The sequence below is a fragment of the Acinetobacter sp. SFD genome (assembly GCF_001647575.1).
In the GTDB taxonomy this organism is placed as follows: domain Bacteria; phylum Pseudomonadota; class Gammaproteobacteria; order Pseudomonadales; family Moraxellaceae; genus Acinetobacter; species Acinetobacter pecorum.
This window is the reverse complement of record NZ_LSZJ01000014.1, coordinates 41815-62881: the sequence shown is the minus strand read 5'-3', so window position 1 is coordinate 62881 and position 21067 is coordinate 41815. Positions and strand designations below refer to the sequence as shown.

21 protein-coding genes are annotated in these 21067 nt (G+C 43.2%); 9 read left to right on the top strand and 12 right to left on the bottom strand.

The features are described from left to right. The first annotated feature begins 55 nt into the window (after positions 1-55). From AY605_RS11510 to AY605_RS11495, 4 genes are read left to right on the top strand one after another with little or no spacing between them, the layout of a single operon-like run. Positions 56-562, top strand: coding sequence for a low molecular weight protein-tyrosine-phosphatase (locus tag AY605_RS11510; protein ID WP_064096530.1), 507 nt, complete (start codon positions 56-58; stop codon positions 560-562). 3 nt (positions 563-565) lie between these two features. Next, on the top strand, positions 566-1606 hold the full coding sequence (gene murB / locus AY605_RS11505; RefSeq protein WP_064096529.1) for a UDP-N-acetylmuramate dehydrogenase: 1041 nt from the start codon (positions 566-568) through the stop codon (positions 1604-1606). A 1-nt stretch (position 1607) separates the two neighbouring features. After that, a complete protein-coding gene (locus tag AY605_RS11500) occupies positions 1608-2747 on the top strand; it encodes a YdcF family protein (RefSeq protein WP_064096528.1) in 1140 nt (379 codons plus the stop codon). Then, positions 2747-3790 (top strand): alpha/beta hydrolase, encoded by a 1044-nt coding sequence (locus AY605_RS11495; protein ID WP_064096527.1) that lies wholly within the window; start codon positions 2747-2749, stop codon positions 3788-3790. Before AY605_RS11500 ends, AY605_RS11495 begins: the two co-directional genes overlap by 1 nt. Positions 3791-3876: 86 nt before the next feature. On the opposite strand, the gene AY605_RS11490 is transcribed toward AY605_RS11495, so the two are convergent. Then, positions 3877-5547 carry an FMN-binding glutamate synthase family protein gene (locus AY605_RS11490; protein WP_064096526.1) on the bottom strand — a complete coding sequence of 557 codons (1671 nt, stop codon included), beginning with the start codon at positions 5545-5547 and terminating at the stop codon, positions 3877-3879. Between the two features lie 499 nt (positions 5548-6046). Next, entirely contained in the window at positions 6047-7054 is a 1008-nt protein-coding gene (locus tag AY605_RS11485) for a helix-turn-helix transcriptional regulator (RefSeq protein ID WP_064096525.1), read from the bottom strand. 238 nt (positions 7055-7292) lie between these two features. On the opposite strand from AY605_RS11485, the gene AY605_RS11480 reads away from it, so the two are divergent. The 5 genes from AY605_RS11480 to AY605_RS11460 all read left to right on the top strand — a co-directional run bounded on the left by AY605_RS11480 (position 7293) and on the right by AY605_RS11460 (position 11513). Further along, a complete protein-coding gene (locus tag AY605_RS11480; protein ID WP_064096524.1) occupies positions 7293-8852 on the top strand; it encodes a circularly permuted type 2 ATP-grasp protein in 1560 nt (519 codons plus the stop codon). A 23-nt stretch (positions 8853-8875) separates the two neighbouring features. Further along, positions 8876-9478 (top strand): alpha-E domain-containing protein, encoded by a 603-nt coding sequence (locus AY605_RS11475; RefSeq protein WP_064096523.1) that lies wholly within the window; start codon positions 8876-8878, stop codon positions 9476-9478. Beyond that, positions 9475-10254, top strand: a complete 780-nt coding sequence (locus AY605_RS11470) for a transglutaminase family protein (RefSeq protein ID WP_064096522.1) — start codon at positions 9475-9477, stop codon at positions 10252-10254. Before AY605_RS11475 ends, AY605_RS11470 begins: the two co-directional genes overlap by 4 nt. A 13-nt stretch (positions 10255-10267) precedes the next feature. Beyond that, positions 10268-11002 (top strand): proteasome-type protease, encoded by a 735-nt coding sequence (locus AY605_RS11465; RefSeq protein WP_064096521.1) that lies wholly within the window; start codon positions 10268-10270, stop codon positions 11000-11002. Positions 11003-11081: 79 nt separating this feature from the next. Next, positions 11082-11513 (top strand): BLUF domain-containing protein, encoded by a 432-nt coding sequence (locus AY605_RS11460; RefSeq protein WP_064096520.1) that lies wholly within the window; start codon positions 11082-11084, stop codon positions 11511-11513. A 45-nt stretch (positions 11514-11558) separates the two neighbouring features. Here the strand turns inward: AY605_RS11460 and alr are convergent, their stop codons facing one another. The 10 genes from alr to cyoA all read right to left on the bottom strand — a co-directional run bounded on the left by alr (position 11559) and on the right by cyoA (position 20785). Beyond that, positions 11559-12629, bottom strand: a complete 1071-nt coding sequence (alr, locus tag AY605_RS11455; protein WP_064096519.1) for an alanine racemase — start codon at positions 12627-12629, stop codon at positions 11559-11561. Between the two features lie 49 nt (positions 12630-12678). Continuing rightward, positions 12679-14121 (bottom strand): replicative DNA helicase, encoded by a 1443-nt coding sequence (gene dnaB, locus AY605_RS11450; protein WP_064096518.1) that lies wholly within the window; start codon positions 14119-14121, stop codon positions 12679-12681. Between the two features lie 215 nt (positions 14122-14336). Beyond that, positions 14337-14783, bottom strand: coding sequence for a 50S ribosomal protein L9 (gene rplI, locus AY605_RS11445; protein WP_064096517.1), 447 nt, complete (start codon positions 14781-14783; stop codon positions 14337-14339). Between the two features lie 9 nt (positions 14784-14792). Continuing rightward, positions 14793-15020 (bottom strand): 30S ribosomal protein S18, encoded by a 228-nt coding sequence (rpsR, locus tag AY605_RS11440; protein ID WP_004278792.1) that lies wholly within the window; start codon positions 15018-15020, stop codon positions 14793-14795. Between the two features lie 12 nt (positions 15021-15032). After that, entirely contained in the window at positions 15033-15419 is a 387-nt protein-coding gene (gene rpsF, locus AY605_RS11435) for a 30S ribosomal protein S6 (RefSeq protein ID WP_004278789.1), read from the bottom strand. Positions 15420-15858: 439 nt separating this feature from the next. Then, positions 15859-16737 carry a heme o synthase gene (gene cyoE / locus AY605_RS11430; RefSeq protein WP_064096516.1) on the bottom strand — a complete coding sequence of 293 codons (879 nt, stop codon included), beginning with the start codon at positions 16735-16737 and terminating at the stop codon, positions 15859-15861. A 10-nt stretch (positions 16738-16747) separates the two neighbouring features. Next, positions 16748-17074 (bottom strand): cytochrome o ubiquinol oxidase subunit IV, encoded by a 327-nt coding sequence (locus AY605_RS11425; RefSeq protein ID WP_064096515.1) that lies wholly within the window; start codon positions 17072-17074, stop codon positions 16748-16750. Then, complete coding sequence (gene cyoC, locus AY605_RS11420) at positions 17074-17694, bottom strand: cytochrome o ubiquinol oxidase subunit III (protein ID WP_004278786.1); 621 nt, start codon at positions 17692-17694, stop codon at positions 17074-17076. The genes AY605_RS11425 and cyoC overlap by 1 nt, the downstream gene beginning before the upstream one ends. Before the next feature lie 4 nt (positions 17695-17698). Further along, positions 17699-19687 carry a cytochrome o ubiquinol oxidase subunit I gene (gene cyoB / locus AY605_RS11415; RefSeq protein ID WP_064096514.1) on the bottom strand — a complete coding sequence of 663 codons (1989 nt, stop codon included), beginning with the start codon at positions 19685-19687 and terminating at the stop codon, positions 17699-17701. A gap of 3 nt (positions 19688-19690) precedes the next feature. Beyond that, positions 19691-20785, bottom strand: coding sequence for a ubiquinol oxidase subunit II (gene cyoA, locus AY605_RS11410; RefSeq protein WP_064096513.1), 1095 nt, complete (start codon positions 20783-20785; stop codon positions 19691-19693). Positions 20786-21067 lie beyond the last annotated feature (282 nt).

Here is a 21067-nt window from a genome sequence, read left to right as displayed (position 1 = left end):
TATATAAATAACTTAACATAAGAATCCTTAAAATAAAGTAGCTCTGAGGTTGTTTATGTCATCCAGAACGCCATACAAGGTGTTATGTGTTTGTTTGGGGAATATTTGCCGTTCTCCCACGGCAGAAGTGGTACTCAGACATTATTGTGATGAACAGCAACTGAATATCGTGGTCGATTCTGTTGGAACCAGTAATTATCATCCCGGCAAGGCTCCGGACTTGCGTAGCCAAAAGCATGCGCTGAAACGTGGTTACGATCTTGCTGGCTTGCGGGCGCGTCAGCTGACTCCGCATGATTTTATTGATTATGATCTGATTCTGGCGATGGATCTGGAGAATTTATCCAATATCCAGAACATACAGCGTCTGGCAGAAATTCGGTTTGGTCATGTACGTGCAAGCGTGGCACTGATGAGTGAGCATGATCAGATCTATCCAAAACAGGCTTTACCCGATCCCTATTATGGCGAAGCGGATGGCTTTGAGCGGGTGCTTGATCAGTGTGAGTCCAGCAGCCAGGCCTGGATTGAAATTTTTAAACAGAATTTAAACAAGGTTTAAGCAATGCAGATTCAAACCCAGGTTCAACTTAAACCTTTTAATACCTTAAATTTAGAAGCAGTTGCTTCATATTACGCTCATATTCAGTCCACCACTGATCTGTTGGCTGCACTGGATTTTGCGGAACAGCAGCAACTCAATGTGCTGATCCTTTCAGGCGGCAGCAATATGTTGTTGCCGGAGCAGATTGATGCACTGGTTCTGCATATGGATATTCATGGCATAGAGATGCTGGATGCTGATGATCAGACGCAACGCTTACGTGTAGGCGGTGGTCAAGGCTGGCATGACTTCGTGCTCTGGACTACAGCACAAGATCTGTATGGTTTACAAAATCTGGCTTTAATTCCGGGTCGGGTCGGTGCTTCGCCAGTACAGAATATTGGCGCTTATGGCGTTGAAGTCGGCGAGTTTATTGATTCCGTCGAGGTCTACGACCGTCAGCTGAAACAGTTTGCTTCGATTCAGGCAGCCGATTGCCAATTTGCCTATCGGCATAGTATTTTTAAAGATGATCCAAATCGTTATGTGATTACCCATGTGACTTTTAGCTTGCTTAAACAGCCAGATTTAAAGCTGAATTATGGTGATCTTAAAACTGCAGTTGGTAACCAGCTCTCGCCAGAAAACCTGCAACAACAGGTCATCCAGATTCGCCAGAGTAAATTGCCTGATCCGCAAGAATTCCCTAACGTGGGCAGCTTCTTCAAAAATCCTGTGGTTGATCAGGTGGTCTTTGACCGAATTGCTGCATCTTTCCCGAATTTACCCCATTACCAGCAAGCCAATGCGCAAGTTAAACTTGCAGCAGGCTGGTTAATCGATCAGGCTGGCTGGAAAGGCAAACAGTTGGGCCCTGTCGGTATGTTTCATAAACAGGCATTGGTCTTGGTGAATTATGGTCAAGCCTCTCTCACCGATGTACGTAAAACGTATCGTGCGGTACAGCAAGCGGTTTGGGATAAATTCCAGCTGATGCTGGAACCTGAACCTGTATTGTTCGATAAAAATGGTCTGATCCGCTCTCATCAGGAAGAGGAATAACATGAAGAACACCCATTGGATGGTACGTTTTCTACAAATTGTCACTGGACTGTTTGTACTATGCGGCTGTCTGCTGGTGTTTATTTATACGCCTTTTTACTCAAAAATCATCGTAAAGGGTTTAAATCACTTTGCATCAGTAGAACTCAATGAAGTTGCGGCTCAAAGCCAGAAAATGGCTGCACTCAGCGAACATGAAAATCTGGAACCTGGGTCTGACTTGTGGATTGCCCGACAGGCATATTTAAAGGTCATGGAACAGGATATTCAGCAAAATAACTCGGCTAATCTGCTTCTGATTCAGGCGCGTTATAAAGCGCTACAGAAGGTGATTGAAGACTTTCAGCGCGAGCAGCAAGATCAAAAATTAGAGCAAAGTCCATCTGCCCAAGTACCGTTATTGCCCTCACAGGAAGATGCAGAACCAGTCGATCCGGCAGCGAATGTCCGGGAATTACTGGAGTGGGATAGGAGTGAAAACAAGGAACGTATTGAGCAATATATAGAGTTTCTGACGACACATCCACTTGAGCAGAGGGAGGCTAGTTCAGTACAGGAAACTAATGGCGAAGAAATCCGGCAGGATTTGGCTTTACTACAAGATCAGCAGCAGGTTAAACCAGCGAATCGCTCTCAGCCTTATGCCATTGTGGTGCTGGGTGGTGGGTTAACTCTGGATGAGCAACGCAAAGAAATTGTCGTCAATAATTATACGCGACTACGACTGGAAACCACGCTGGCAGTAGAGAAACATTACCAGTTACCGATTGTCCTGAGTGGGGTCGAAGCACCCTATATGCAGCGCTGGCTGAAAAATCACGGAGTCGATGCAAAATTACTGGAAGATCGCAGTATGAATACCTGTGAAAATACCCGTTTCAGTTCATTATTATTACAAAAGAAAGGTGGAGCACCTACAGTGATTCTGATTACTGATCGTTATCATATGCCGCGTACCCGCCGTTTATTTGCTTTAAATGGTATACAAACTATTCCGGTAGAAGCACCGATGCCAACGCCTTTGACCCGCTGGCGTCCAAGTGCACAAAATTATGATCATAGTCGTCGTGCCAATTATGAAATGTTGGCGACCATGCGCGATGTCTGGTTTGGGTCCAGTGACTGTCGGGAGGTGCCATAATGTCTGATATCCCATTTTTAAATCCCGCCGTTCTCAAACAGCTGGATTTACCTATTCCTAGTCGGGACATTACCCCACAGCTTTTGCCACCTTTGAACCTGAATCGTAGTGATCAACCGCCAATTGATTTGCAGTCCTATCGAAAACTTTATGGTTTTGATTTGCTGGACTGCAAACACTGGCAGGGCTATGTGCAGATGCCATTATTCAGGCTGCATGTACAGGTGTTTGAGCCAAATCTGGAAAATACCCGCTTTGACAAGATTCAGGGAACCGCTTTTCTGTTGCATGGTTATCTGGAACATAGTGGTATTTATCAGCCGATTGTAAAAGAGCTGCTGGAGCAGGGTTTTAGTGTGTTGACCTATGATCTGCCTGGACATGGTCTGAGTGATGGTTCATCTGCCAGCATTCAGAATTTTGATCACTATCAGCAGGTTTTGCATGCAGTACAGCGTTATGTACAGCACGCCTCACAATTACCTAAACCTTGGGTGGGGATCGGACAAAGTACCGGCGGTGCGATCTGGATGCATCATTTACTGGAATTTGCACAGCGTCGCGAAAATCCTTTTGTGGAACGGGTTCTGCTGTTATCACCTTTGATTCGACCTGCCAAAACTGCCTGGTGGCATAATTCGGTGGGGCTGGGCATTATTAGCCGCATCAAACGTGAAGTTCCCCGACATTTCAGACGTAATAATCATAATCCGGAGTTTCTGCGTTTTATCCGGCTTAAAGATCCATTACAACCGCGAATGATGGGCATGGATTGGATTTTAGCGATGTCGCGCTGGATGCTGGAAATGGAAGCACGACCTGCTTGCCGTATTCCGGTATGGCTGGCGCAGGGTGCGCAAGATCAGACTGTGGACTGGCGCTATAATATTGAATTTATCCGGCGTAAATTCCGGCTCCAAACCTTATTGATGTTGGAAGAAGGTTCACATCAGTTAATCAACGAGCGTGCAGATATTCGTGCTGCATTGACAGGCTTGATTCCAGCCTTTCTACATGCCCATGGCAGTAAAACTTATTATTAATTTATTGTTAAGAGAGTGAAAATTAAACATTCAAGTAAAAAAAAGGCGTTTTTTTAGAACGCCTTTTTATTTCTAACTATGTTGATTTAAAAATGTTCTAATTTGGCCAAATTCCACATCCGGAAGTAGAAGTTCTCATCATCCTTATTTTCACAAGATAATAATTCTCCCTCTTTCAACCAAAAATGAATCTGTGCAAAGTTTTTTATTTCGTGATTATTCACACGTTGTGCCAGATGATGCGCCTTAATGGCTGAAGGGTGTTTTAAACCTGCGGAAGCGATCAGTTCAGACAGGGCATGCAAGGTGTTTTTATGAAAATGAAAGACGCGTTCTGCCTTGGTTGGCACGTGTAATGCTTTCTGGCGATCTTTGTCCTGGGTGGTGACTCCAACCGGACATTGATTGGTGTGGCAACTTTGTGCCTGAATACAGCCCACTGCAAACATAAAACCACGGGCGGAATTCACCCAATCCGCACCAATGGCAAGCGTGCTTGCAATATCAAATGCACTAATAATTTTACCACTTGCACCAATTTTGATCTTATCTCTCAATCCTGCACCAACAAGGGTATTATGTACAAACAGTAAACCTTCTCTTAATGGTGCGCCGACATAGTCAATTAGCTCAATTGGCGCAGCTCCGGTCCCACCTTCAGATCCATCGACCACGATAAAATCCGGGTAAATCTGGGTATGTAACATGGCTTTTACGATACTCATAAATTGCCAAGGCTGACCCAGACAAAGCTTAAAACCGACTGGTTTTCCGTTGGAAAGTTCACGTAATTGTTGAATGAAATTCATCATTTCAATTGGGGTGCTAAATGCCGGATGGCTAGAAGGTGAAACGCAGTCATGATCACGGCTGATACCCCGGATTTGTGCGATTTCTTCCGATATTTTACTTTTAGGTAAAATGCCACCATGTCCAGGCTTTGCGCCTTGCGAAAGTTTGATTTCAATCATCTTGACTTGGGGTAATTTGGCCTGAGCAGCAAAACGTTCCGGGTCGAACTGTCCGTCTAAAGTACGGCAGCCAAAATATCCACTGCCAATTTCCCAGACCAGATCACCGCCATATTCCAGGTGATAGGGACTGATACTGCCTTCGCCTGTATCATGAAAAAAATCACCTTTTTGAGCGCCGAGATTAAGTGCACGTATCGCATTGGCACTCATGCTGCCAAAGCTCATGGCTGAAATATTTAAAATAGACGCTGAAAATGGCTGTGTACATTGCTCATTCCCAATCAGGATACGAAAAGTCTGCGGATCGGCAACTTTACAGGGGGTGATAGAGTGACTGACAAAGCGGTAATTATCTTCATAAACATTCAATATCGAGCCGAAAGGTTTATCTGAGTTTTCGTTTTTCGCCCGCTGGTACACCAGACTGCGTTGCATGCGGGAAAAAGGCAGTGCATCCCGGTCGGCTTCAATAAAATACTGACGAATCTCTGGCCGGAATTCTTCAAAGATAAAGCGGAAATGTCCCATAATTGGGTAATTTTTCAGAATAGAATGCTTATTTTGCAGTACATCATACAAACCCAATAGGCTGAGGAGAATACTCAGAATCCACAGGGTATTCACCAAAGTTTGCGGCATGAAATAATAGATATAACGCGGCGAATAACCGATATGGAATGTGGTAAAAATCACTGCTATCAGAATGCAGGCAAACCAGACCGAATGGCGGGAAAAAAACGTATTAAGCAGTTTATGACGTACTAATTGCGCAGGGTTAGCCATTGTAAAATTAAGTCCCTATTTCGACTTCTACAGGGCTTTATGATGTGCAGAGCCCGTTATCTTATACAAGCAGAGAATTGTTATTCAATTTTATAAACTTGCCGAAAACCCTACCAAGCGATGCAATGATTCCACAGCGATTGCTGATAAACATTACTGAAAAATTCCTATAGAAAAAATCTGCATAAGATAGATATTCTCTTTATTTCACAAGATGGAGAGATAATTTTATAGTTGGTTTATCCACTATTATATAGGAGCTTGATCCCATGACCAAAAAGTCCATTCGCTTTAATACTGCTGAACTGGCTTGCTCATGTCTCAGTTATTTTTAAATATCGAACTTTTATCCAACCTGAATTCCGGGGTACCAAAGAGAGGCAGGTGGGCACAGCGACAGATCACCACAATAATTACAAAAATATAAGCATAATTCTCCAGTCCCCAATTTGGGGGCTTTTTTATTTTTAATTCTTATAAAATCTCGATGAAACCCTGGCTAAGGATTCCCCTCATCCCGTTGATTGACTGCATCCGCCACAATACTCGGTTCAATATGTTTAATCTTTTTACCAAAGCTACGCAGCCACCAGACCAGTTGTGAGGTGAATGGCACGGTGGCTGTGATTAATGCCATACCCTTATCTATTTTTTCAATTTTCTGGTCTTTGCTAAGCTGGCTTTCTTCCAGATAATGTGCATCTGCTTCCGACATGGTTAATTTAAGCGTGACGTTCTCTGTAGGCTGATTGAAATCCACCCGGAAACCCAGTGCACCAGAATCAATATATTCATCAATGTCAAAATTCACCGGATGCAAGGCACGTGAATTCAGTACTACGGCAGATTTAAAGCGATGCAGGGCAAAAGTCTGGATATCGGACTTGTCATGACGGGTACATATTAAATAGATAATGGAACCTTTTTGCACCAAGGCCAGAGGATTGAGAATATAGGTTTTTTCTTCGCTGTTATGAACACGTCCCTGATACACACATTCCAGTTGTTTGTCCTGTAACAGACCTTCATACACGGCTTGTTGAGCCGCTTTATCGACGACAGGTGGAATCAGCGGCTGGGTAGCTGGAACAATACGCACGCGATTAATCCATTGCCGGACATTGTTCTGGGAGGAAAGACTGCGTCGCGCCAGATCAAACCAGGGATTCATTTCTTCGATCAGGCTCGGTGGCAGCAGGTGTTTTAAATGTTCTTCGACCATCATAAAGGTGACGGCTTGCGAGCTGGTCATATGCGGCAAACTTTGCAGTGGCGCATCTGAGCGCCAACGCCAGCCTTGTGGTGTGGTCTTACTACTTTCAATTGGAAAGCGTTGCGCAATCTGGTTCAGGTCACGCTGAATGGTACGCAGACTGATATCGATACCTTCGCGATTCAGGATTTCCTGTAATTCACGTGTTCCCATCCATTTGCCGGTAGAAAGACGCGACAAGATTTGCCATTGGCGATACAGGCTGTTCGAGGTTTCTTTTTCTTGTGCTGACATAGTGTATTTTACTGGCAATAAAAGACGGGATTTAAACTTAGATTAACACAATAAGAAAACTCACATTTTTTCGCAAGTCCTTAAACGCAACAATTGTCCTACAAACTAAAAACAACTTGGCAAGAAATAGCATTGAGTTTAAATGGTATTTCCTAGATTAATGATAGGCGGAATATAGATGCGCTGGCATAGATATTGCTTTGATTAAATTAGAATAGATGATAATACGAGGGTTTGTATGCTTAAAGGAAATCAGGATACAAATGTGATTGAAACGATTGATAAATTTACTTCTCTGAATCTTGGGAAGAATTTTATAGACACTAAAACCCCAACGGTATCTACAACAACCAATCCACAACTTTTATTGCAGCAACTGTCTTCAAAGTTTTTTAATGAAATGCAGGATGAGCATGTGCTGTCCAGTCAGGCCGGCCAAAGACTGGAAGAATGGTTATCTCAACATACTCTTGATGAACTTAATACACTTAATCAGGTTGCAAAAGAACATTTTTTACATCACGGTATTACTTTTACGGTTTATGGGGAGGAAGAAGGCGTAGAGCGAACGATTCCCTTTGATATCATTCCGAGAGTCATTGACCGGAAACAGTGGAATATGGTGGCTTTAGGTTCGGCCCAACGTGTACGGGCACTAAATCTATTCCTGCATGATATTTATCATCAACAAGATATTTTAAGAGCCAATATTATTCCTGAACTGCAGATTTTGACTCATGAGGCCTATCAGCCACACATGTATCAACATAGCTTGAAAGGCGGGATTTATAGCCAGATCAGCGGTATAGATCTGATCCGTGATTCCAAAGGCGAGTTTTATGTTCTGGAAGATAATCTCAGAACGCCATCGGGTGTAGCTTATATGCTGGAATGCCGCAAGATCAGTGAAAAGCTGATGCCGAAAGTATTCGAACAGTCCAAGATTGCTGCAATTGAGCAATATCCACAATTATTAAAAGAAATTTTGATAGAAAATGCCTATGTCGATAAGCCATTTGTTGTGGTACTGACGCCAGGACGTTTCAATAGTGCATACTACGAGCATGCAGTTCTTGCAATAGAGATGGATGTACCATTGGTAACATCACGTGATCTTTTTGTTGATGACTCGAAGGTTTATGTAAAAACTATACGTGGTCGCCAACGAGTCGATGTTATTTATAGACGTGTCGATGACGCTTTTCTCGATCCATTATGCTTTAAACCGGATAGCACCTTGGGTGTAGCTGGCTTGATGTCAGCTTATTTGCAAAATAATGTCGTGATTGCAAATGCTCCAGGAACTGGTGTGGCAGATGACAAATCAGTTTATCCATATGTCGACAAAATGATTCATTTTTATTTGGGCGAACAGCCAATTCTGAAGAATGTTCCGACTTATCAATGTCGTAATTCACAAGAACTGGACTATGTCATGGCTCATATGGATCAGCTGGTGGTTAAAGAAGCACAAGGTTCTGGTGGCTATGGCATGCTCATTGGCCCACAGGCATCTAAACAGCAAATTGAAGATTTTAGGGAGAAAATTTTAGCTGCGCCACATTTATATATTGCGCAGCCAACTTTGGACTTATCGGTTAGTCCTACTTTAACCAATTTTGGTATTGCTGAACGTCATATCGACTTACGCCCATTTGTACTGAGTTCACCTTATCGTACTGAAATCGTACAGGGTGGCTTGACACGTGTAGCGATGCAGCCTGGCTCACTGGTAGTAAATTCATCACAGGGCGGCGGTATTAAAGATACCTGGGTAGTCGACAATTTACATTCATAAGATTCCAAAGAAGGAAAAATGTCATGGTTTTGCTAAATAGCAATGCAAAACATATTTTTTGGTTAGGGCGCTATTTAGCCCGCACACATTTTTTATGTGCCCGCTTTCCATTTTTAGAAGATGAGGCGGCTTTAACTTATGCACACGCTTTTTGTTTACCTGCCTTCGATGCCAGCTCCTTAAATGAGCTGCTACTTGATCCTACTCAACTGGCATCTTTTAGCCAGCAGTTGGGAATTGCTAAAGATAATATTCAGGAGTTGCGCGGAGTATTGTCGGCATCAGGCTATGCGGAAATGATGAAACTGATCAAAACTGCAGACAAAAATGCCGGTTATATTTGTGAAGTAGTGAATGAATGTGAAGATATTCTGGAAGCGGAGTCTTCCGATATCTTTCTGTTTTTTAGTTTAGGCCAATGTCTAGAACAGCTTGATCATCATTTGCGTCTGGGTGAGGAAACTGGTACTACACTGGGTAAAATTGATTATATCGTCAAAATTTTGGTGGAAATGGGCTGGGGCGATCTGGAACAGTACTGGGAACAGTTGCGTGCAGAGCCAAACCGGATTGAATTCTATCAGTTTAGCGACCATATTCATCAACTGTTTGAGGCAGATGTATGAAATTGATGGTGAATCACCAAACCCATTATATGTATACGGCCGAGGTGAGGAACAGTATTCAGTACATCAAAATGATGCCTTCGAATAATGCGCATCAGCGGGTACATTCGTGGGATATCAGCGTGCCGGGTTATAAACAGATACGAAAAGATGCATTCCAAAATTTGTGGATGACCTGTAACCAGCGCGAGCCGTACTATTCCTTAACCATTATGGCACAGGGGATTGTCGAGCTGAATCCTGCACATCAGAGTGGGCTGAATGATTCAATTAATCCCAATCTTTTTTTACAGCCGACCGAATCGACCCAGTGTAATGCAGCAATGAAGGATTTTGCACAACGTCATGTCCCTGTATTAAGCCGTCAGCATCTGATTGGACTGGCGCAGGCATTGCTGGAGCATGTACCTTATATTTCCAACAGCACTTCTGTACAAGGCACAGCAATAAATGCTTTTGAGTCCAGACAGGGGGTTTGTCAGGATCATAGCCATATTTTTATTGCCATGTGTAAATATCTGGGTTTACCTGCCCGGTATGTGTCTGGTTATTTATATGCACAAAATGCCTCGCATCTGGCCAGTCACGCTTGGGCAGAGGTGTTTGTAGACCAGACATGGTATTGTTTTGATGTCAGTAATCTGCTGTTCACTCCGAGTTCGCATGTTTATGTGGCGATTGGACGAGATTATTGGGATGTGGCACCGGTACGCGGTGTAAGAGAGATGGGCGGTGTGGAATCCATGCTTTCCAGCGTTCAGGTGCTAGGATGTTAATAAGGACGAACTAATGACGTATTGTTGTGCATTGCGTTTAGAGCAAGGTATGCTATTTATCAGTGATACCCGGACCAATGCCGGAGTAGATCACATCTCTATATTTCGAAAGCTATACACCTTCGGAGTTCCTGGGGAACGTATGATCGTGATACAGGCATCCGGCAATCTGGCAACCACCCAAGCCGTGATCGGACATATCAAAAATCAGCTTGAACTGAAGCAGGAACCTAATATATTGAGCCTGCATACCATGTTTGATGTCGCGGAACTGGTGGGAAGCATGCTGAAAAAAGTAATTGCCAACGTCACGAGCGATATTTCGGAACAGAGTAATTATTATTGTAATCTGCTGGTGGGTGGACAACTCAAAGACCAAGATATGCAGCTTTATCATGTTTATCCGCAGGGAAATTTTATCTGTGCGACACGCGATACACCATATTTCCAGATTGGCGAAAGCAAATATGGCAAGCCCATCCTGGATCGCGCGCTGACTTATGATATGCCGCTGGATGAAGCCTTGCGCTGTTCCCTGATTTCATTTGCATCTACCTTGCGCTCTAATGTTTCAGTTGGTATGCCGCTCGATGTACTGGTCTATAAAAAAGACAGTCTGATGATGCCGAGAGGTAAGCGTATTGCTGAAGATGATGAGTATTTCACGGCAATCAGCCGGCAATGGTCGGAAACCTTGAAAAAAGGACTGGCAGAACTTCCGGTTCCATCTAATGAGTATTTCTTGTAAAAATCTATCCTAGGTCCGGTTTTTCACGTACAGTGTTAACTTCTATGCATCAGGCATAATAAAAAAGAGAAGTTAGTACATGTACCAATTTTGTTACGCCAGTAAAAGTACTTCTCCCAAAACTGATTTGCTTGAAGATTTAGCGAATATTTTGAAAGAGGCTCGTGATTTTAATTACCAGCATCAAGTTACAGGTGTACTGTATTTTGCTGATGGTTGTTTTTTTCAATGTCTGGAAGGTGAGTGTCTTACTTTAAAAAGTCTGCTGGTCGAGAGGCTGAATAAAGATCCGCGCCATCAGGACATTAAACTATTTGAAACCAAGGAAATTGAATATCCGAGTTTCCCGGACTGGTCGATGAAATATATTTCTAAACGCAGTCAAATCCAGCAATTCTGTCAGGACATGGGATTTAATGACTTTAACCCTTTTGCATTTCAGCAAAGTCATGTTGATGCTCTATTGCTGCAATTATGTGTAGAGCAAGGTGAAGAACAAAAGTCAGCCTAAATAAAGCCCAACACTGGTTGGGCTTTTTTGGATCTTTAGATTAAATCAGATTACTTTACGTCGTGCCCGATTGCTTAATCGACATAATAGTTCATAACCAATCGTACCATTGGCTGTCGCTACATCATCCACCAGACGGGTTTCCCCCCAAAGTTCGACTTCTGTACCTAATTGCACTTCTAATCCTGTGACATCAATAGCGATCATATCCATCGCTACGCGGCCAATCACGCGAGTTTGCTGACGATTGATTGCGACATAGTTCTGTTTGGGGAAAGCACGAGGATAGCCATCACCATAGCCAATTGAAACAATGGCCAAAGTCATGTTCTGATCTGCGGTGAACGTCGAACCATAACCGACATGCTCACCCGCTTGAATATCATTCAAGGCAATAATTTCAGCTGTAAAGGTCATAACCGGTTTTAAATCCAGGTCATGTACATCACGGTCTGCAAAGGGCGTCGCACCATAGAGCATAATCCCGGGACGGACATAGTCAAAATGCAATTCTGGATATTTATAGATTGCAGCCGAGTTACAGCATGAACCCATGAGTGGTGCACAGTCATTTTTCACTTCAAGGAACTGCTGGATTTGCTGTTCATTCAATGGATGATCGGCATCTGCATTGGCAAAGTGCATGGCAAGTACACAAGTAAAGCCTTCAGCTTTCAACTGATTGATCACGGTTTTAATCACATCAATTTTAAAGCCTAGACGGTTCATGCCGCTGTTCAGTTTGACCCAGACTTTTAGGCCTTTGGCGATATAGGTCTCTTTATGAGCCAGTAACCAGTCGAGTTGGGCCTGATGATGTACCACAACTTCAATATTCTGATCGATTACAAGCTGCATTTCATCGGCTGAAAAAATACCTTCGATGAGCGTGATCGGCTGTAAATAGCCCAATTCACGAATTTCCAAGGCTTCTTGCAGGCAGGCGACACCAAAGGCATCGGTTTCGCTTAAGGCTGCTAAGCAGTCTTTAACTCCGTGTCCATAAGCATTGGCTTTCACCATGCTGACGATTTTCGCGGTTGGGGCAAGTTGTTTGACACGGTTTAAATTATATTGCAGCGCAGCGCTGTCAATATAAACTGTAGCTTGACGCACCCTAAATTACTCCTAGAGGGACGATGGAAATGTGATGACGAGAGCCTGATTACTCTTCATCATCATACTGAGCATAGAACTCAGGCGAGAGATTACTAAAGCGGGTATATTGACCTTCGAATGCCAGACGCACGGTACCAATCGGGCCGTTACGCTGTTTGCCGATAATGATTTCAGCGGTGCCAGCTTCCTTTGATTCTTTGTTATAAACCTCATCACGGTAAATAAACATGATCAAGTCGGCATCCTGCTCGATCGCACCGGATTCACGCAAGTCGGACATCACCGGGCGTTTGTTTGGACGGTTCTCCAGCGATCGGTTGAGCTGCGACAAGGCAATTACGGGACACTGCATTTCCTTTGCCAAGGCTTTTAAGCTTCGGGAAATTTCCGAGATTTCGCCAACACGGTTATCACCCATGCCAGGGACTTTCATCAGCTGCAGGTAATCGACCATGATACAGCCTAGTTTTCCGCCATGCATTTTGGCAATACGACGCGCACGGGCACGTAATTCTGTCGGTGGAAGCGCAGAAGAATCATCGATATACAGATTTTTTTCTTGTAAATGCACAATGGTACTGGTGACTTTTGACCATTCATCACTGTCCATTTTACCAGAACGTAAATGTCCCTGATGCACGCGACCAAATGAAGAAATCAAACGCATGGCGATCGAGTCGGCTGGCATCTCCATTGAATAGACCAGAGCAGGCAGGTTGTTATTGAATAAAACACTTTCGACCAGATTCATGGCAAAGGTGGTTTTACCCATGGAAGGACGCGCCGCGACAATAATTAAATCACCAGATTGCATGCCGGAAGTTTTGTTATCCAGTTCCACAAAACCAGTAGTTAAACCGGTAATGCTGCCTTCCATTTGTGACAGTTCATTTAATTTGTCGAATACGTCTGCAACCACCGAGTTGATCGGCTTAGGGCCTTGCGCTTTGGCATTGTTATTATGCTGTTCGGCAATCGAGAAAATATTCGTCTCAGCCAGATCCAGAATTTCACTCACTGTGCGGCCTTTGGTGTCATAGGCATTTTGTAAAATTTCAGAGCTGACTTTAATCATGCTGCGCAGGGTAGCAAACTCTTTAATTTTCCCAGCATAAGTTTCCAGGTTATAGAAACTCGAAGGTGAATCTGCCATCAGCTGCATCAAATACTCTTCGCCACCAATGGCATCGAGCAAGTTCTGTTTGATTAGCCAGTCATGTACCAGAACCGCATCATAAGGTGAGTTTTCTTTAGAGAGCTGTTCAATGGCGCGGAAAATATATTTATGTCGGGTAGCATAAAAATCATTTTCGGTCAGTACATCACCGACCTGTTCAAAAGATTCAGCCACAGTCATAAGGGCAGCAAGTACAGCCTGTTCAATTGCTAAATTGTGGGGCGGGGTACGGAACTCCTTGAGATTGCTATTTTCAGTAACAATTTCCGGTTTAGTAATAGGTACCTTTTTGCTGGCATTCGCCTGTGACATATAAATCCCTGATTTTAAATACAATGGTAAAATATCGTCGGAGATGAATAGCGTTTATTCACTACGAGATGAAATGATACGCGCTCTGATCAAAAATGCGAAGTGCAATTTTTTAGAAACACGAATGATAAAATGAATTGGGCAGTATTGACTAGATTATATTTTTTAGAAATAAAAAAGAGCATGCGAAAGCATGCTCTTTTTGAGGCGAGAAATTACTCAGCTACGATAGTAACCAGAACTTCTGCAATAACATCATGGTGCAATTGGATTGCGATGTTAAATTCGCCAGTGTGACGAAGTGCGCCATTTGGAAGACGTACTTCAGCACGGTCTACTTCTAGACCAGCATTTGTCAACGCGTCAGCGATGTCACGAGTACCGATAGAACCGAATAGTTTACCTTCGTCGCCCGCTTTCGCAGTAATAACGATGTTCACTTCGTTCAATTGGTCAGCACGTGCTTGAGCAGCAGCTAAAACATCAGCTTCAGCTTTCTCAAGTTCAGCACGACGAGCTTCAAAAGCAGCAGTATTTGATTCTGTTGCAGCAACTGCCATACCTTGTGGGATAAGGAAGTTACGGCCGTAACCAGCTTTAACTGAAACTTTATCGCCTAGTTTACCTAGGTTTTTAATGCGTTGTAATAAGATAATATCCACAGCTCAACCTCACTTATGATTGTCAGTGTAAGGGATCAAAGACAAGTAGCGAGCTTGTTTGATAGCTAGCGCTAATTGACGTTGGTAACGAGCTTTAGTACCTGTAATACGGCTAGGAACAATCTTGCCGTTTTCAGTGATGTACTGTTTTAAAGTGTCGATATCTTTGTAGTCGATGTACGTAACGTTCTCAGCTGTAAAGCGGCAGAACTTGCGACGACGGTAAAAACGTGCCATGTTATGTTCTCCTTAAGCTTCAGCAGAGTCTTGAGCGTGTTGTGCTTCTTCACGTTGAGCTTTACGCGCACGTTTTTCTTCAGCACTTTTAGCCAATAGTGACTCTTCAGTGATAGCGTTTTCACGACGGATGATAAGGCTACGAATGATTGCGTCGTTATAACGGAATAATTCTTCAAGCTCATCAAGAGTAGTTTGACCACACTCAACATTCATAAGAATGTAGTGAGCTTTGTGGATCTTGTTGATTGGGTAAGCCAATTGACGACGGCCCCAGTCTTCAAGACGGTGGATTTGACCTTCAGCTTCTTTGATGTGAGTTAGGTAGCGTTCTACCATACCAACTACTTGATCGCTTTGATCAGGGTGTACTAAAAGTACGATTTCGTAATGACGCATTGTCAGCTCCTTACGGTTTGGACAGCCCCAATTTAAGTAAATTGAAGCAAGGAGTCACAACCAAAGTTGTGTCGCAGTGTTTGCGAAGGGGGAATTGTAGTGATCTTTAAGGATAATTTCAACCAAATAAGAGATTTTTGCGAAATTATCTCTATAACCAGACCGATTATCACAACCTTATTTTGGCTTTAACCAAATTTGGACTGGTTAAATTCAGCACATGTATTGTTGCGAAGATCAAGCTGGACTTATCAGGTTAAAAATCTAGAAAAACTGAATAATCGGAGTCTGGAGCCAGAAAGATTGAATTTTTTTAAGCGATCAGGAAGATCGAGGTTTAGCTTTATAAAGCCGAATTTTTGATGCTGCTCTACAACTATTGGAAGCAGGGGATTAAGAGAAATCAAAATAAAAAAGATAGAGACTAACTCTATCCTTTTTAAAAAAACACAATCTGTATAGATGGCGCAGTGGAGGTAAAACTAAAGATAATACTGATGACAGTAATCAGGATCACCGAGAACAAGAAATATTTCTTTGCCCAAAGTTGATCATTTTCAGCTTTAAATCCAATCACACCCAGATACAGCCAGTATATACACAGTAAATTTAGAACCACTGCATAAAGCCAGTTGGCATAACCAAAGACAAATAACGCATTCATGATCAGTGTGAATAAAAACACGTAAACCAGTGATTCAACCTTGGTACGATGAATCGAACGCGCTACAGGCAAAATCGGAATACCTGCATTTTTGTAATCATCAAAGCGGTAAATCGCAATCGCCCATGAGTGAGGCATTTGCCATAATGCATAACCTAAAAAGATCAGTAATGCACCTAAATCAAATTGATTGGCTACTGCGGTATAACCAATGACAGGCGGAGCTGCACCAGAAATACTACCTACAACAGTTTGATGAATTGTGGTTCGTTTTGTCCATAGGCTGTAAAAACCGACATATACGACAAAACCAATCACCGCGAATAAGAAAGCGTACGCATTTACCCAGAACCATAAAAGACTAAAACCAATAATGCCTAATACCAGGGCAAAGGCCAGGGCAACAGGTACAGAGATGGCTTTGGTGACGAGAGCACGATTTTTTGTGCGCTGCATTTTTTGGTCGATGTCCTGGTCAATCACGTTGTTGACCACACATCCTGATGCTACGACAAGCGTAGTACCGAGCAAGGTAATAAGCAGGAGAAGGAAATCTACAGAACCTTGAGTGGCTACAAAGTAGCCACCCAAAGTGGTAACAAAGTTACCGAAGAGAATTCCTGGCTTAGTCAGGAATAAATACTTTTTCAGCATGACGATCAGTTTAGATCATCATGTTGTAGTGTAGGTAGTTCATGATCCATACAGAACCTACTAGAAGAATAGCAATGGTTAAGATGGTATACACAAACGCAATTACGTTCCAGCGTTGCTCTGAAGAAGAGTTCATATGCAGGAAATAAATTAACTGCACAAGAATCTGAGCAACCGCAGTAATCGCAATGACGGTAATCAAAGTACCACGGCCAAAACCGCCTGCCATCACCATACCGAATGGAATTACGGTAAGGATGATAGAAAGGATGAAGCCAACAGTATATTGCTTAACGTTACCGTGTGATTCGCCAGCAGCGTTATGATCGTGACTCATTACAGAACTCCCATCAAGTAAACTACGCTGAATACACAGATCCAAACGATGTCAAGGAAGTGCCAGAACAAGCTTAGGCAAGCTAGACGACGCGTGTTTGCAAGAGTCAAACCATATTTCTTGATTTGAACCATAAGCACGATCATCCAGACCAGACCAGAAGTTACGTGAATACCGTGCGTACCTACCAAAGTAAAGAACGCAGATAAGAACGCACTTGTGCTTGGACCGTGACCCGCATGAACCAGGTGATTGAATTCATATAGTTCCATGCCGATGAAGATAGCACCGAATACCCAAGTAATCGCTAACCAAGTCAGTACTTTTGCAACGTCTTTTTTGTATGCAGCAAGAACTGCAAAACCAAAGGTTACAGAAGAGATCAAGAGGGCGAAGGTTTCAGTAAGAACGAAACCTAAAGAGTCGCCAAACAGGTCTCTCGCACTTGGAGTACCCACAGGGATGTGGCTACTCAAAACAGCGAACGCAATGAAGAGTGTACCGAACAGGACAAGGTCACTCATCAAGTAAGTCCAGAAACCAAAGACAGTGATGTCAGTATCATCGTGATGATGATGCTCATCATGTCCGTGGTTATCGTGATGAAGTACTTCAGCCATTGTCTTAGTCCTTCTTCAAGTGTTTTTCAAGAATCGCATAGCGTTCGTTTTCAATACGCTCAACTTCAGCAGCTGGAACATAGTAATCCACTTTCTTGGTGAAAGAAGACACGATGAAGCTAATGATAGAAGCAATGAACGTAACAACTACTAACCACCAGATGTGCCAGATTAAACCGAAGCCCATAATAGTGATGAACATCGCGATAACGAAACCAGCAGCACGGTTAGTCGGCATATGCACGTCTTCATACTTCGTCGGTTTTGCGTATGCAACACCATTTTCTTTCTCGATCCAGAAAGTATCAATACCATGGATCTTTGGAAGATGAGCGAAGTTATAGAATGGAGCAGGAGATGATGTCGACCATTCAAGGGTACGACCATCCCATGGATCGCCAGTCAAATCTAGACGTTGCTCACGTTGTAGGAAACCAACCACGATTTGCATGATGAAACATACAATACCTAGCGCAATCAGAACCGCACCAAACATGGCAATGTTTACATACGGATCCCAGTCCGGGTTGTCAAATGTATTCAAACGACGAGTCATACCCATGAAACCAAGGATATAAAGCGGCATGAATGCAAAGTAGAAACCGAAGAACCAGAACCAGAACGCTGCTTTACCCCAAGTTTCATTCAGTCTCCAACCGAACATTTTCGGCCAGTAGAAGATGATACCTGCGAACATCGCGAATACTACACCACCAATAATTACGTTATGGAAGTGGGCAATCAGGAATAAAGAGTTGTGTACCAGGAAGTCCGCTGGTGGAACCGCCATCAATACACCTGTTAAACCACCGATACCGAAAGTCACAAGGAAGCCAAGTGTCCATAGCATTGGGGTAGTGTAAACAATACGACCCTTGTACATGGTGAACAGCCAAGAGAAGATCTTCACACCTGTAGGAATCGCGATAATCATGGTCATGATACCGAAGAACGCGTTAACGTTGGCACCTGCACCCATGGTAAAGAAGTGGTGAACCCATACAACGAATGACAATACTGTGATTGCTACTGTTGCATACACCATTGATTTGTAACCGAACAATGCTTTGCGCGAGAAAGTCGCAACAACTTCTGAGTAAATACCAAATGCTGGTAATACCAAGATATACACTTCCGGGTGACCCCAAGTCCAAATCAGGTTTACATACAACATTGGGCTACCACCCATGTCGTTGGTAAAGAAGTGGAAACCGAAGTAACGGTCAAGCGTTAACATTGCGATTGTTGCAGTCAACACTGGGAAAGCCGCAATAATCAATACTGCTGTACATAAAGATGTCCAGGTAAAGATTGGCATTTCCATAAGTTTCATGCCAGGCGCACGCATTTTGATGATGGTAACGAAGAAGTTAACACCCGTTAATAGCGTACCTAGACCTGAAATTTGCAGTGCCCAGATGTAGTAGTCCATACCCACGCCTGGAGAATATTCGATACCAGACAGTGGCGGGTATGCCATCCAGCCTGTTGCAGCGAACTCACCTAACGCGAGTGACACCATCATCAGACCCGCAGCACCGGCGAATAACCAGAAGCTCAGAGAGTTCAATAACGGGAATGCAACGTCACGTGCACCGATTTGAAGCGGTACAGAGATGTTCATTAAACCAACTACAAGACCCATTGCCACGAAGAAGATCATGATCACGCCATGGGCGGTAAAGATCTGGTCGTAATGCTCAGGGTGTAAATAACCTTCGCCGCCACCTTTTGCAAGGAACTGCTGAAGACGCATCATGATCGCATCGGCGAAACCACGCACCAGCATGATCACAGATACGAAGATATACATGATACCAATTTTTTTATGGTCTACAGATGTGAACCATTCGTTCCACAGGTAGCCCCATTTTTTGAAGTAGGTAATACCGGCAACAACTACGATACCACCCAAGATCATCATTGCAACAGTTGCCAGTACGATTGGATCGTAAGGAATTGCATCCGGACCTAACTTACCTAAGAAGCTCATGTCTTATTCTCCTTGAGAAGCAGTCGCATGTTCACCAGCTACATGAGCTTCAGAAGCAGACGCTTCATGAGCAACAGCATCAGTTGCTGCAGCTTCTACAGGAGCTGAATGGTCAGCACCGTGGTAGTTACTCATATACTTGTGAATCACAGATTCAAACAAACCTTGCTCTACAGAAGAGTAGTAAGTCACAGGGTGTGGCTTAGTAGGGTAAGGCTTCATTGCTTCAGCAGCAGCCTTCTCTTCAGGAGTCTTAGCTCTTGCAATAATCGCTTCGATCTGGTGAACACCACGGTTACCGTCACGTAAGCTTGCAAATTCAGCTTGGTCTAGAACAGTTTTTTGTACTGCATTAGGGTTAACTGAAGTACCGTTTCCTGCCTGAATAGCAGAAACCCATTCGGCAAACTGGGCATCAGTCACAGAATGTGCACGGAAGCGCATTTGTGAGAAGCCGTAACCTGAATAGTTTGAAGAGAAACCACGGTAGCCTTCAGCTGGGCTAGTTTCATCAGCTAATAGGTTGAGGTGAGTTTGCATACCTGCCATTGCATAAATCTGACCACTTAACGCCGGGATGAAGAATGAGTTCATCGTGAAGTTAGAGGTTAAACGAAGGCTTACCGGAGTTTTCTCTGGGAAACGCATTTCGTTGATTGTTGCAATACCTTGCTCAGGGTAGATGAAGATCCATTTAAATTGTTCAGCAATAACTTGAACAGTTAAAGGTGCTTTATCTGCTTCAATTGGACGGTATGGGTCATACTTGTGGGAACCCCACCAAGTTAACCAAGCTAAAATACCAATAATAATGACAGGGATACCCCATACTACAATTTCAATCGCAGTAGAGTGTGCCCATGTAGGTTTATAGTCTGCGTCTTTATTCGATGCACGATATTTCCAACCGAACCATAATGCCATGATGATTGATGGAATAACCACCAATAGCATTAAATAAATCGCAGTCATCATCAGGTTACTTTGACCTGCTGCAACTGGACCTTTAGAGTTCAGAAGTACCATATCACCACCACACCCGGTCAAGAGTGCAGTCATCGCAGATAAAGACAATACAGCTAAAATCGTTTGTCTCATTTTACAACCTCGGTGAAGAGTCCCATTCCCTAATTTAATATGGGATAGCGATTAAAGTGCACATGACTAAAAAAGGCTGATTTTTAAAAAAACATCCTTTTAATCATAATACACCGCTACGTTGTAGGGCATTATGCCTGAGATTAACGAACTAAGCTATATGTAAAGGTGCTTTAAATGCCTGTAATAAAAACCGATTTTGGTAGGATGATTTGGGTAATATTTATAGGAATTTTATTTCAATTTCAAAGTTATGTAAGAAAAAACGGGATGAAGATTATC